Source organism: Bacteroides sp. MSK.20.82 (assembly GCF_019052485.1).
In the GTDB taxonomy this organism is placed as follows: domain Bacteria; phylum Bacteroidota; class Bacteroidia; order Bacteroidales; family Bacteroidaceae; genus Bacteroides; species Bacteroides thetaiotaomicron.
This window is the reverse complement of the sequence record NZ_JAHQUN010000030.1, coordinates 24,079-39,201: the sequence shown is the minus strand read 5'-3', so window position 1 is coordinate 39,201 and position 15,123 is coordinate 24,079. Positions and strand designations below refer to the sequence as shown.

The following is a 15,123-nucleotide window of genomic DNA, read 5'->3' as shown; positions in this document are numbered from 1 at the left end:
TATTTACCATTCTATTGACACATTCACACCGGCAGGATCGTTCTCGAAACTCAACAGAAGAGTTTTTGATGATTCATCCCATTCCGGTTGTTCCTCTTTTCCATTCACACGTATTTTCTCTGGTTTACGAGGCAAGAGGACTCTTGATACATTAGTTGTATTTATCGGGCTTTTGGCTACAAAAGAGTAACTTTGTTTGCTGACTTTCTCATCATAGATACGAGAAGCTCCGCAGAGCACTTTGGCTTTTATTTTACCGGATACTTTATTCAGATCATAAAGATACCCCTGTTCACCCGGTTGGATTTGTTTGGAAGTCAGTACCGGCAGGTCTTTGTCAAACAGGTCGATATATAATCCGGATAACGTCAGTGGCTCTTTGGAAACGCTTTCGTCCATGACAGCAGCAATGGTATATGGACCACGTTCTACAATGAAGCTGTTCTTGGTTTCTATCTCTTTGCCAATCTTTTTCTGATAAGCGGATGCGATCGTTTCAAAATATTTCTGATCGTTTCCGGCTTTCAAAACAAAATGTTTGGGGTCTTCACGCATCACAATCACCGTTCCTTTACCATAGCGGTAAGTTCCTTCACCCGGATTACGGGATAGATTCATCTTCTCGAACAGGTGTTCCGAAGGCGCTTTATATTCATTTCCATCTGTATTCCACCATTCCAGTACCGTTTGATAAGGGTCGATATCTTCTCCACAATAGATAAGTATTCCGCCCTTCTTCACCCAATCAGCCAAATAGTTGTGATATTCCAGTTTCATCGGTTTCATGTTTGAATAAGACATGACAAGTATGTGGAGTCCTTTGAAAGTTTCTTTGAAAGGGGTATTTTCCATGTGTACCAGCTCTACCGGAATACCACGCTTCAACAGAGGCAAAGTTTGTCCGTAGAAACTGGAAAATTGCGGATCATCGTAACCGTTATGATTCGGAAAACGTTGAAACATCAGTGAGTTTGCCATCAGTACACCGATGCCCTGTGTACCTGTAATCTTTTTATCGGAAGTACGGATATCATTCAGTGTATTAACCATTGTCTGCATCTGGGTGGAATAAGAGCGGGGAATGCGTTCTTTCTGATCCGTTCCCGCTATCCGGTACAGTCCCTGATAGATACGGTCCGGCCAGGGCATTACTTCGTAGGTATCTACCATAGGATACATCAACTGTGCTGCAAAAGTGGCCTGATAATTGATTTTATAGTCCAGCCAGTCTTTCGCACGGTCTTCGATCGGGTCTGTCAGGAAATACATTTTCCGGTTCAGCGGTGCAGTCATCGACTTCATACACCCGTATTCCAGAAACGCATTCTCGAATACACGTTCTTTCTGCACGCCGTTATAGAAATTCGGTTCGCGGGCAGTCCCTGTCCATACCTGGGCAATGTAGCCGTCTACACAATCCAATGAAGCCAGGCTGGCTTCCGGACTTACAATCTGCCAGGAAGTATAATTAATCAAAGAATGCGTCGGCACATAACATTTGATATCCAGTCCTTTCGATTTTCCGTATTCTTTGGCATAAGTGAATATCTTATCCAGCGCATTATAGTACAGATGATATTTCAGTTTGTTGGAAAGGTATGTGTTTTCGGGAGATTCGTGCTGAGCTCTCCAGGGGAAATTATAATATTTCTGCCATTCGGATTTAAAAGCTTCGCTATATCCGCCACGCATCCAAAACTCCGGTTCTTCCAGATATATGGATGTTATCCCGGCGTCAATCACCCGTTTGATCTGTGTTTCCTGCATATAGCGGATAAAACTTTCGGTAGGTACGATATAAGGGATCAGATGACCATGAGCTATTTCATTTCCATTACGGTCGCGCTGTCCTTCTTTCAGATGCCCGTCTACTCCATCCCATTTCCCCAGAAAGTAGTCCTTGTAGTCTCCCCAGGCAACTCCGGTCATAAATTCCGTCAGATAACCTTTGTCTCTCCATGACTGAATGCGTTGTTCAAAAGTTACTCCGGGCTTATCCAGTGTACCATATACCATCGTGGCATCAGCACGTACGTCTGTTTCGGGTTTCCAGGGTTCAGAAGTCTGAAACGTGGTCTTTGCTTCTTTGCTTTTTCCTTTTTGCGCATAAGTAGCATGATTGCAGGCAAGAAGCAAGCCGAGAGCAATCAGTAAATGTTTATTGTTCATGATATTCAGGTGTATTTTCATTTTTATATCTGGTCGTTGCCCCGTTTCTCTTCGGATTATTTTTCTGCCGGAAACAGAAGCATCAATGCCGGTATACCGGAAGCCGAGTAGCTGTCTATCTCAGCACCGGCCGGTAATGCTTTCTCATATTCTCCGCCACATACATTACGTGTCTTATCCCTGTTTGCCCAACCGGACTCGATATTACGTTTCAGGAACGGGATATATTGTGTTTGTCCGCAATCGTATACCAGCATAGCTATGTATTCTGCAAAAATAGCCGTATAGATACCTTGCTCGATTCCTCTTTCAAAGGGCAGCAGGTTATGCTTCGCAGACATTTCATTGACTGTATAGTCTGCTGCAAGGATTGCATTATCCAGGTAGCGTTTTTCTTTAGTCGCTTTGTAAAGCAATACGGAAGCACCGATAAAGGTAGCTTGATTATATACATGCGCTTTCCAGGCAGGATTACCGTTGCCATGACGACTATCAGCTATCCGGCCCGTCTTCTTGTCCAACAGGTTTTCTACTCCCCATTCATAAATCTCTTTGCCTTTAGCCAAATACTGTTCTCTTGTCTGATACTTGGGTGATTCTTCGGTTGATTCTTTTCTCTTCTTCGGAACATTATTGTACAGTGTAAGTGCTGCTACCACGGTAGGGAAATTGATACAAGCCATCTTTCCGTCCCCCGGTCTGTTCGGCTTGGGATTATGGATCGGCTGCCATTGCCAGAACATCCCTCCGTTCTCTTTGTCATATGATCCTGTATCGCCTACTTTTTTAGAACCGTACCATACACGGCTGAAGCTCTCTTCAGACAGTTTCAGATATTCATCCACACCAAACAGTTCGTATGCACGTGCCAAAGAGATCGTCCACCACATGATATCATCATAGATAAACCATCCGGTATTTTCATTATTATTATCGAAATCAAAGTGACAATATTGGGCTTTATTTCCAGCGAATATCTTTTCGCAGAGCTCTTTGTAATAGGCTCTTTTCTTTTTATCTTTCTGAGCCTTCGCCAGTTTATAGGCGTTCATTGACATATCCCAGTAAATAGGCTGACACCAGATAGCAGCTGCGCCATGACCACGGTCTACCGCCTGTTCATAGGCCGAAGTCGTTTTATAGATATATTTATCCGGGTCGAGCAGCGTATTATTAAATCCTTCGTATGCCGCCCACACGTCTTCATTGGTGTAAGACCCTGTCTTCTGGTTCGTTTTTTCTGAGCTATCAGCCGCCCATACACTAGTAGTTGATATCGCCAGCAGTAAAGCTACCGCCAAAAGAATTTTGCTTTTCATGATAGTTGATAAGTTTTAATATTTTTCCTGTTACAAAGATTGCAGAAATAGACGAAAAAGAACGATAATCTCTATTCAATAAAGAACAAATACAGACCAAAACACCCTTTTGCTATTTGCAAACGCAGATAATGACTTAAAAAAATCCCCTTGCCCTGCATTATGCAAAGCAAAGGGAAGCACTGATATAATTTAATACACTATTGAAAAATCTGCATTAATCACTGTGCGATAGTCGTACTTTCCACCCATTGATATGTTCCTTCCGGACCTTTTAGAGTAGCGACATGACGTCCTGTAATATCAGTGATTGTCGTTCCGGTAGGTTGTGCTCCCAAGACTTCAAAGTCCCAGGCTGCAACCAGATTCGGATCATTCGGATCTACGTCAACCTGCCCCATAGCAGATAAGCGAAGATCATCGCGACTTCTGATACCTTTCCATATACGCATATATTTGATATAACCGGAGAAGTATTCTTCACGAGTCGTTTTATCTGTATTCAAACGGCAGAAGGCAGTCATAGGCATTTTCTCTTCAATACAACCATTGTTAATATAAGTTCTCCAAGCCTCACCTACACGAATCACCTCGCCGGATTGCGAACCATTCACAAATACACAGGATTTAGTATGTTCCTGAGGTGGATCAAATCCCGGAACACCATTATCCGCTACAGCAAAAGCAAAGTGTGTCCATTTATCTTTGGGATTGTTTACGATGGCTCTCGGCTCCCACCATTCCGGATCTTTTGGACCTTCATTCTGCCAATGTGCCATAGAACCTCTCAGCCAGTGTTCATTGCCACCATTCACTTTACGATACTGAACACGCCAGCCGCTTCGGGGAGAATTAACAAATGCAGCAAGGAAGGTACTATTGTCTTCCCCTGACTTAGAACAGAATTCTTTGATATTTATCCAAAGCTCAATCGTAAAATTCTGATTATTATCATCACCAAATTTCACAAAATCCTCGCTATATCCAAAGTCGATGTAACCACCCTTATTACCATCCACAAATAAATTCCAGACAAGATTATCTTCCGGCCATGCAGAATTTTCCACTTCTTGCAGTTTCTTATCAGCAGCCGCAATGGCATCATCATATATCTCCTGCGTCATATCTGTGATGGCACTGGTTTTGATTCTGTCTGCCAAACTCTCCAAATCTTCCGCTGCACTTTCCAGTGTAGCCTTACCTTCTACCGGATATTGTCCCTGATGATTTCCCCACAATGCTTCATTAGCTATCATTTCTCTTAACTCATCTGCTTTTGCCATCAGATCACTAATGAACTTCTGGGCTTCCGGAGAAAGGTTATAGTATTTAGAGTTTTTGAACTCATCTATTGCCTGATTTACCTTAGCTATTGTAGCCTCAAAGGTCGCCTCATCAAACATCTCACCGCCCTTTACCTTGGTAATCAACTGGTCCAGTTCCGCTATTGCATTATTCAGTATCTCCTTGCTGGCTTCCGGAAAAGTTCCCGGCGCTGTTCCAAAGGTAGAGTTTTTCAACAAATATGACAAAGAAGTCCGATTGTCCTCTAATATGCTAAGTTGCGTATCAGATATATATTCATTATCTTTATCATCCGAACAAGCTGTAAAAGTCCATGTGAGGCAAAGCGCCATCAGAAGGGAAAGGAGCATACTCTCTCCCCATTTATTAATTAATTGTTTCATGTCTTTCATTATTTCTCTCTTTATTATTCCAGAATACGTTCCCACTTATAGGTACCTATAATTTTCGCTGTATGACGACCAGTCAAGTCAATAATCTCGTTATCTGTTCCCGATGGTTTAGATGTAAAGTCCCATCCGGCTGCCAAATCCGTTTCTTTTCCGGTTACTTCTGCTGTTCCTTCATAAGACTGCTTTACATAATCTGCCCCTTTTGCCGTTTTCCAGATACGGATTTTCTTCATATATCCGGAGAATCCTTCTTCATACAAATCATCGCTCACTCTCATGTAACGACCAAATGCAGTCATCGGTTTTGAGTAATCTGAATAATGTCCTGACTGATAAACTCTCGTTGTAGGAGAAACTGTTTCTTCTTTCTTCAACTCACCATTTAAGTATAATTTTGCACGTAATGTAGAATTGCCGTCCAAACCTTCATCGCTATATACTGCTACAAAATGCTGCCATTTATTCAAATCATCAGAAATCTGGAATTTCGGTTCCCAAAGATCCCTGTCACCATTGGTCGTATTCAATCCACCCCAAGTAGTACGGTAAACACCATTATCATCTTTACGCCAGTACATCATCCAGCCATTACGCCAGCTGCTGTCTGACATGTATGAGCACAGGAACAGGCAATTATCCCATCTGCCGCGCTCCGTAACCTTTACCCACAACTCTACGGTAAATGATTGATGACCTTGTTCTCCAAACTTAACATATTCTTCACTACGTCCGAAATCAATATATGAATTGCCGCCTTTACCATCAACAAACAGTTCTGCAGGTGTTGTTTCAGCATCTTCCGTACGAATAGTACCCTTAAACTTATCAATTGCAGATTTTGCACTGGCAACGTAACGCTGCTTTTCCTGCTCCGACGGAACAGGATTCTGATATTTGATCAACAGAACTGAACGATTGGCATCATCGATAGCATCTGTCAGGATGGCACGACTCTCTGTAGGATATTGCCCTTTCTTTTCTCCATATTCCGAGTTCTTCTGCAAATCCTTCATCTTATTAATCAGTTCTTCCAGCTGGTCAATATAGATATCTTCGACCTCCGGTGCTGCAGTATATGACTCGTGAGTCTCTTCCGTACAAGCTATTAGCTGAAGAGTCATTATCATACAAAGCAGATAGTACCATACTTTCTTAATAGAATATTTTGTATTCATTATTCTTTTCATTTATAGGTTATACTTATTTATCGGTTGGAAACAATAACATCAGAGCAGGGATACCCGAGGCCGAATAACTTTCAACAGCATCACCTTCTACCTGTAGCTTGGTATAGTCGCCTCCGCATATATCACGCGTTTTGTCTCTGTTAGCCCAGCCGTAATTAATGTTGCGTTTCACAAAAGGTATATATTGCGTCTGATCACAATCATATACCAGCATTGCGATATATTGCGCAAAGACCGCAGTATAAATACCTTGCTCAGCACCTGTCTCAAAAGGCAAGAGGTCGAATGTTCCCGAAATCGTATTCATCGTATAATCCGCAGCCATTACTGCATTATCCAGATACTGTTTTTCACCAGTCGCTTTATAAAGCAGCACCGAAGCGCCAATATATGAAGCCTGATTGTATACATGATCTTTCCATGCAGGATTACCATTACCATGTCTGCTGTCCGCTACCTGTCCGGTAGTAACATCAACGAGGTTCTCCACTGCCCAGGCATAAATTTCTTTACCTTTAGCCAGATACTGTTCCTTCGTTTGATAGCTCGGATGGGAGTCTGTCGATTCTGTCCTTCCGGTCGGTACGTTGTTGTATAATGTCAGAGCTGCCACCACAGTCGGAAAGTTGATACAGGCCATCTTACCGTGGTCAGCTTCGTTAGGATTCGGATTCTTGATAGGTTGCCATTGCCAGAACATACCACCTCCCAGTCCTTTTTCAGGGTCTGCATAAGAGCCGGTATCACCTACCTTCTCTGAGCCATACCATACACGGCCAAAGCTTTCTTCAGAAAGGCTCAGATATTCCTCAACTCCGAATAGCTCATAGGCACGTGCCAATGTAACTGTCCACCACATAATGTCATCATAAATAAACCAGCCGGTATTCTCGTTATTATCATCAAAATCAAAATTCGCATAATGAGCTTTATTGCCGGCAAACAGATCATCACAAAGCTGTTTAAATTTTTGTTCTTTCTGAGTATCACCCTCAGCCTTTGCACGCTTATAAGCATTCATTGCCATATCCCAGTAAGTCGGCTGACACCAAATTGCGGCAGCACCATTCCAACGGTCTACAGCTGCCTTGTCAGCAGTGCTACTTTTATATATAAACTTATTCTGATCTAACAGATGTTCATTAAATGCCTCATAAGCTTTCCATGTATCTGCGTTTGTATATTCAGGCACAATCTCGTAATCCGGAGTATAAGGTCTAGCTTCTTTATCATCATTACAAGACGACAAACAAAACGCACCTGAGACTAAGCATAATGCAGAAAATATATATTGTTTCATCATATATTGCGATTTATTAATCAATTAATTAAAAGCCTTCATTTTGAACCAGATTTTTATCAATATCAATTTCACTCTGCGGAATCGGAAAGAAGTATTGACGATCAAAATTACGGGAAGTGATTTCTGTACGTTTGTAGAACTCATTTCCATCATAGTTCACGTTCATACCATGCACTGGTTTGTTAAAGAACTCATTCGTCAGTCCCCAACGACGCACATCAAAATAGCGACAGTTCTCAAAGCTTAACTCAATGCGCTTCTCTTTCTGGATCAGTTTCATGATTTCACTGGTAGTGGTTGCTTTCGGCAAACTGGCAGTACCATATCCCGGAATACCTGCACGTTCACGGATCAGATTCATGTATTTCCAAATATCTGCATGACTTGGATCTACATATGCTAATGCTTCGATATAATCAAAGTAAATATTCGTCAAGCGGAGCAACACACAAACCAAGTTTTGATTACGGTCACCCGAATCCATATTCTTACGTACCAGATAGCCTGTACTGGTAAAGTCATTGTTACCCTGAGCCTTACCACAGTTTCCACTATAAGTGAAGTCAACTGTATAATCGCCTTCTGTACCTGAGAACCATTTAGAATTACTGAAAGTGATATCAGCATAGAAACGCGGTTCGCGGTTAACATACATATTGCGTGTTCCAGCCGGTGCATAAAGAGTACCATCTGCCGATTTATAGTCTGATGAAGAAGTGCCGTCCTCTTTATAGCCCGAAGCCTCATTGATAATCGGAGTGACACCATCAGCTGCATAGCCTGTAACAGGTGACATACCATTGGCCATAAAATAGGCATCAACCATCTCTTGTGTAGCTCCCAACAAGCTGCCACCTCTGTAATCATTTGTATTACCTGACTTATTGGGCATACGATCATACTGCATAGTACCTGCCGCATTATCCATACGATAAAAAATCATTTCTTTGTTATTACCCATTTCTGAGAATAACGTTCTGATAGCACGGCGATAAGACTCATAAGGATTGAATCCCTCAGCATCAGGGCCTGCTACCGATTTTCCTGATTTATCTGTATACATCAATTGGAAACGATTGCCATAATCAGCGAAGAATTTTTGACATTCAGTAACTACCTTCTGCCAGTCAGCCTTGATAGTGGCTGCATCCGGTTGACTGGGGAATAATCTCGTCCCATCCGGATTTGCCATATCGGCATAATAAGTGCACTCTCCATTAAACAACCAGCTGGCACGATAAGTCAATGCTTCAATTATAAATGCCTGGGCTATAGCCTTGTCTATACGTCCCACACCTGTTGTTTTATCTGACGAAGCATCTTCCAGCAGACCAGCATTCTGTGCTTCTTTCAATTCGGACACAATAAAATCAAAACATCTGTCTACAGTGCTACGAGACAATTGCAATTCATTACTGGGAGTATCCAAAGCATAATCGTCTTCCAAAACAGGCACAGGACCATATGTACGAACCAGATAGAAGTAATAAATAGCACGCAGAGCTTTAGCTTCAGCTTTCCATTGTGCTCTTTCCGATGCCGTAAGCGGAGCCTGATCTACATATTTGGTAAATACAGCAGATTCATGAATACCCGAATACCAGCTTTTCCAACGATACAATACCATTGTGTTTTCGGTTGCATCAATAGAGTTATTATTGATCAGTTTGGCTTTATTGCCTGATGAAGTCCATTCGGTTTCATCACTCGCTCCGGTCCATGGTCCCGGTGTACGATACAAGCTGGTTTCATGTACCTGGCGCTGATTAAACTCATCCGGCAAGAAGGTATAAACATTCGAAAGATATTTCAATGCTCCATCTCTGGTCTTAAAAATTTCTTCCAAAGATAATCGGTCATCGGGCACTTGATCAAAATAATCTGAACAGGAAGTAAGTGTTGTCACAAAAAAGAGTGATAACATACCCAATAGTATATAGTTATATTTTTTCATTGTTATTGGTTTTTAGAATGTGAAATTAACGCCTACAGAATAAGAGGTTGTATTCGGATAAGAAGCACCGTTATCTGTATTCAACTCCGGATCCCATAATTTGAATTTGCTAAGAGTAAACAAGTTTGTTCCCATCACATAGACTGCCGCATTTTTCAAACGTACTTTATTCACCCAGTCTTTCGGTAAGTTATAGGAGATCTGCATTGTTTTTAAGCGCAGGAAACTAAAATCACGAACCCACCATGTACTCGGCTGGAAATTGTTAATATTACTGGAAGTTTCAGCTCCATAGGACAAACGCGGGTAAAAAGCATTCTGATTCGGGTTATCTTCAGTCCAGCGGTCATCAATATTGCTATACAGATTACCGGAACCGCCACCGCCGTTAAACGGTTGAATACTGCTACCGCTCATTATACGTTCTGCATCATGAGTACCCTGAAACATCATACCTAATGAAAGGTTCTTCCAACCCAGCGTGAAGCCAAAACCGTATACCATAGTAGGTACATCACCACGGCAGATATAAGTTTTATCATAAGCGTCAATCTGACCATCATTATTAAGGTCTTTATACTTGATATCACCCGCTTTTACCGTACCAAACTGAGAAGCAAACGGCTTCGGAGTAGTAGCTTTATTTGCCTGGGACAAAGACTCCCAACGTGCCATATCATCAATTTCAGCCTGTGTAAACAAACCTTCTGCGATATATCCTTTTTTTCCTAGAATATTCTGTCCATATTGATTCATCCAATCATAGCGTTGTTCCGGTAATTCACCTTCAATCCATTTATCCTTATTATAGGTAATATTACCGCGAATAGCAAGCGTCCAGTCTTTATTAAATCTTTTATTGTATTCTACTGTAGCATCGAAACCTTTATTTTCAACAATACCAATATTTCCATAAGGAGCAGATGTATTATATCCTAAGAATGACGGAATAGAGTTTTCACGTTTTAACAAGATATTTTCACGGCGCTCTTTGAAGATATCGAAGATTATTGAAAGATCATCATTAAACAGTTTCAAGTCAATACCTAAGTCTTGTTTGCGTGCTTCTTCCCAAATCAAGTCCACAGCCATATTCAATGTTTCATATCCTGAATATTTCGTCCCGTTAGGTCCCAGTTTATAACCATAGTCTCCATTTTCTTTCATCTGATTCAAATACATGAAACGACGGTCGGAAACATCACTATTACCGACTTTACCGTCCGTATAGCGGATCTTCAGGAATGATACGACCTTTGACAGCGGTTCCCAAAACTTTTCATTTGAAATCACCCAACCAACACCATACGCAGGGAAAGTACCATAACGATTTTTAGGAGAGAAGTTCTCCGCACCATTATAACCAATATTGAACTCTGCAAAATAGCGGTCTTTCCATGAATAAGTAGCACGTCCGGCAATACCCATCATACGATAAGGGATGGCATCTTCCAGTGTTCCTTTGGGATAAAGAAGTTTCTGTTGCTGATTAAAGAGGAATAATCCGCTTACACGATGATCGCCAAATGCGCGGTCGTAATTTAAAGAAGCTTCCAGATATGTTTTCTTATTACCACTCGTTTCCTGCTTATAACTCAAGACATTGGTGCCCGTATAGATTCTTTGCAGAATCGGCTGTCCGTCCAAGTCATAAGGAACATTCGTATCCAAGAAATAATAAGTAGACTCTGCACGATCCTGATGAACATGTATTTCATTATATACATCGAATGCGTACATAGCTGTCAATTTCAATCCCTTAGTAAGCATATCCAGGTCTTGCGTAATGCGTAAATTAGAATAAATCTGATTCTTGGTCAGATTATCATATCCACGACGTGTAGCTTGTGAATAAGGGTTGTTGAAGTTGTTATTGGTGGAACGCCCCGGAATATATGCCTCACCGTTAATAAAGAACATTTTCGGATATTCTACCGGAGAAATGGACATAGCAGCATTATACAAGTCTTTGGAAGATATGGCCGGATAATTACCTTCACCCAGATAACCCTGAGCACCAATTTCCACTTTAGTTGTCGGAGTCACATCGATACTCAGATTGGTAGTAAAGTTATAGCGGCTATACTTCATCTTTGAATCAAAGGTATTGATGCTCTTATCTGTCACTGTCATACCAGTCTCATTGAAGTAGCTGACCGAAGCGTAGTATGAAACTTTCTCACTACCACCACGTACATTCACGTTAACACGACGATTGTGTCCCCAATCATTAAATATCTCATTCAGCCAGTCCACATTCGGATACAGATACTGGTCTTTACCTAAGATTGTATTCTGGATTTGTGAATCTGTAAATTTAGTTGCCAGTCCATCATTTCTTAACGCTTCATTAGCCGCCTTCATATAAGAGACACCATCTGTCAAATCCACCATTTTAGTGAAACGGGTAAATGATTCATAATAATCAGCACTAATTGTCGGTTTACCTATTTTACCCGGCTTTGTTTTGATTATGATTACACCATTCGCACCACGTACACCATAAACAGCAGTTGCTGATGCATCTTTCAAAGTAGTCAATGATTCGATATCTTCAGGATCAATATCGTTGAATGCACGTTCTACTCCGTCCACCAAAATCAAGGGAGTAGCCGTATTGGGAGTAGCAATACCACGAATCCAGATATCTGCTGCATCTTTTCCAGGCTCACCTGTACGTTGTACAGCAACTACACCAGCCAGACGACCGGCCAAGGTGGTAGTCAAACTAGCCGAAGGAGTTTTTATATCTTCCAGCTTCATACTGGATTGTGCACCGATATTACTGATTTTACGTTGTGTACCGTAACCGACAATCACAGTTTCTTCCAGTTCGTTTACCTGTTCTTCCAGTACAACATCATAGATATTTGTAGATGAGTTTATTCTTACCTCCGAAGGTTTAAATCCGATATAAGTAAACTTAAGAACAGCATTCTTCTTGCTGACACGCAATTCAAATAACCCATCCATATTGGTTATTGAACCATTGGTATCTCCATCCACAGTAACATTCACACCAATAAGTGGCTCTCCTTTGGTGTCCGTTACACGACCTGTGATTTTTCGAGCATTCTGTTGTTGCGCGGCAGAAACGGCAGCTGACTTTCCTGAGATAAAAACTTGTCTGTCAGAGATTCTATAAGTACAGGACGTACCTTCAAAGAGTTCAGTAAGGATTTCGTCTATCTTCTTGTCTTTGCTATCAATGGATACCTTACGATCCAGATTTATTGCATCATCCAAATAGAAAAAGACAAACTGGCTGGTTTTCTCTATTGTTTGAAAGACTTCTCTCAACGTCTTATTGTTCACGTTCACCGAGAGAGTTTTGAGCTGGGAATAATTATTGTTATTAGCGAAAGAATAACTTACTCCCAAAAGTAAGAAGCAAAGAAATAGCTTGAGTATTTTGCTCTTTCTTCCCTTAATTGAATTTTTCATATTAACAATGTCCAAATTTCTCATAATATTATTATTTTATAACTTAATACTTACAGGCATATGAGCCCCATCTGGATAATACAGCAGTATTATCCACTCTTTATAAAAATCGCCATAAATTCTTGAGATTTATTTTATTAATTACTATATTTTTCTGTGTCTATTTTTTCACGACCCGATAAGTTTTATACTGTCCATCATAGGCATAAGATATTGGTGCTACAAAGGTTAATCCATTAATTACTGTCTCAAAGTTGTCTTTCAAATCAATTTTTCCGGAACATTTTATCTTACTTAGCGCTGAGTCAAATTCGACATTTATTCCATAGTAAGTGGACAGACGTTTCAATACAATTCCCAAATCGGCACTATTGAAACAATAGAGACCATTTACCCATGAAATCATTTGTTCCACATCTACCTGTGAAATATTTTCCTTCCCTTCTACAGAACTGAACATCTGGTTAGGAGCTAAAATAGCTTTTGGGGTTTGCGTCGTCTCAACCTGCACACACCCTTGAGCCAGCACCACACTGCGAATTGGCTCAGATTCATAAGCTGTCACATTGAATTTAGTACCCAGCACCCTAACGTTCATATCTTTAGTACGTACATAAAAAGGACGTTCTTCATCTCTAGCTACTTCAATATAGATTTCTCCGTCAACATAGATTTCGCGTTTATCCTTTTCAAATTCTGTAGGATAAATGACTCTGGTACCTGCATTCACCCATACTTTAGAGCCATCAGAAAATGTCAGTACAGAACGCTTTCCACGTGGGATAACCAACTGATTATAAACCGCCAGTTCTTTTTTGGATATATTTTCTTCGTTAGCTTTAATTGCTACAGAATCATAGGTAATTGTAGTCTCTTTTTCTTTCAGACTTACGACTTTATCTTCTGCCAGAATCAACAATGTTTCCTCTGTAGCCGGTAATTCGGTCTTAGTCTGAACTGCAAATGTCGCAATATCAGGAGCCAAAACCGCCTGATAATTCTTTAATAAAAAGAAACTACCAACCAAAATAGCTACACTGGCTGCGGCAGTCAACCCTATCAGAAAAAAGTTTTTATGTTTAATCTTATCATTTTTAATATTTGTTGTCTGGATATCAGCCCACAACTCTCCCAGTTCCTGATCCGAAAGCAAATCACCTTCTGAAGTAGAAATCGTTTCTATATATTCTCTTGCCGCAAAATAATCATCTATATTAGAAGGAGTAGATTTCTCAAAACGATCCCAAAACTCTTGTATCTCTTCTGTTGGATATTTAACAGAAGAAATAAAAAAATCATTTTGAAGGAATTCTTCAAAAGTATATCTAGAAAAATCAGTATGTTTCAGTTCTGAATTAATCATTTTTATTGTCTTTACATTAGGATAACAGTTCTACTTTGATTTTATACTCACTTTTCTCAAACTATTTTCGATATTTTTTTGATGGGCAGGAAAAAGCTGAATATTCTTCTCTCCTATTCTCGCTTGAATAGATTCCGTACACGCCCCAAAGCCCGCTGGATAGAGTTAGATACAGACTGATAATTCATGTCCGTGATTTTACTAATTTCATCAATACTCATATCCTTAATATACCGATAATAAACAATTTCACGTTGCCTGGTGGTTAAGGAGGACATCATAGCATGCACCTTCATATGAGTATTCTTCTCTTGTTCCTTATTTATATAAATAGTTTCCGGAGTAGAAAAATGCTCTTCGGACTGGTCTTCTTTCTCATCAGCTTCGTCCAATGAAAAAGAATCAGATGTTTTCTTTAACGCATTAAAGAGTGTATTTTTCAGTGCCACCATCAAATAAGCTATAATGTTATCAGTAGGGGTTAATTTGGCACGGTTGGTGTAAATCTTCACAAACACATCATGAATACAATCTTTGACCAACTCCCTGTCCGAAGTATACAGTAAACCATATCGGAACAGCTCTTGTACAGTCTGATTATATATTTGAGAATACGCACTCGAATCTCCTTCGAGAAACCTCTTCCATAAAAGAGAATCAGAGAGAGTGTGTATATCTGAGGCCATC

General features: G+C 40.5%; 9 protein-coding genes. All 9 read right to left on the bottom strand.

Annotation, left to right across the window (positions count from 1 at the left end):
* Positions 1-3: 3 nt before the first annotated feature.
* The 9 genes from KTR07_RS19550 to KTR07_RS19510 all read right to left on the bottom strand — a co-directional run bounded on the left by KTR07_RS19550 (position 4) and on the right by KTR07_RS19510 (position 15,122).
* Complete coding sequence (locus KTR07_RS19550) at positions 4-2,169, bottom strand: hypothetical protein (RefSeq protein WP_011108861.1); 2,166 nt, start codon at positions 2,167-2,169, stop codon at positions 4-6.
* Positions 2,170-2,225: 56 nt separating this feature from the next.
* Complete coding sequence (locus KTR07_RS19545) at positions 2,226-3,488, bottom strand: glycoside hydrolase family 76 protein (protein WP_008767170.1); 1,263 nt, start codon at positions 3,486-3,488, stop codon at positions 2,226-2,228.
* Positions 3,489-3,709: 221 nt separating this feature from the next.
* Positions 3,710-5,185, bottom strand: coding sequence for a DUF4972 domain-containing protein (locus KTR07_RS19540; protein WP_008767171.1), 1,476 nt, complete (start codon positions 5,183-5,185; stop codon positions 3,710-3,712).
* Positions 5,186-5,199: 14 nt separating this feature from the next.
* The gene (locus KTR07_RS19535) at positions 5,200-6,360 is read right to left on the bottom strand and encodes a DUF4972 domain-containing protein (protein WP_008767172.1); all 1,161 of its coding nucleotides are present in this window, start codon (positions 6,358-6,360) and stop codon (positions 5,200-5,202) included.
* A gap of 25 nt (positions 6,361-6,385) precedes the next feature.
* Positions 6,386-7,672, bottom strand: a complete 1,287-nt coding sequence (locus KTR07_RS19530) for a glycoside hydrolase family 76 protein (protein WP_008767173.1) — start codon at positions 7,670-7,672, stop codon at positions 6,386-6,388.
* A gap of 28 nt (positions 7,673-7,700) precedes the next feature.
* Complete coding sequence (locus KTR07_RS19525; protein ID WP_008767174.1) at positions 7,701-9,629, bottom strand: RagB/SusD family nutrient uptake outer membrane protein; 1,929 nt, start codon at positions 9,627-9,629, stop codon at positions 7,701-7,703.
* Between the two features lie 12 nt (positions 9,630-9,641).
* Positions 9,642-13,073, bottom strand: a complete 3,432-nt coding sequence (locus tag KTR07_RS19520) for a TonB-dependent receptor (protein ID WP_048699137.1) — start codon at positions 13,071-13,073, stop codon at positions 9,642-9,644.
* Between the two features lie 160 nt (positions 13,074-13,233).
* A complete protein-coding gene (locus KTR07_RS19515) occupies positions 13,234-14,436 on the bottom strand; it encodes a FecR family protein (RefSeq protein ID WP_008767176.1) in 1,203 nt (400 codons plus the stop codon).
* 113 nt (positions 14,437-14,549) lie between these two features.
* Positions 14,550-15,122 (bottom strand): RNA polymerase sigma factor, encoded by a 573-nt coding sequence (locus tag KTR07_RS19510; protein ID WP_008762480.1) that lies wholly within the window; start codon positions 15,120-15,122, stop codon positions 14,550-14,552.
* Position 15,123 lies beyond the last annotated feature (1 nt).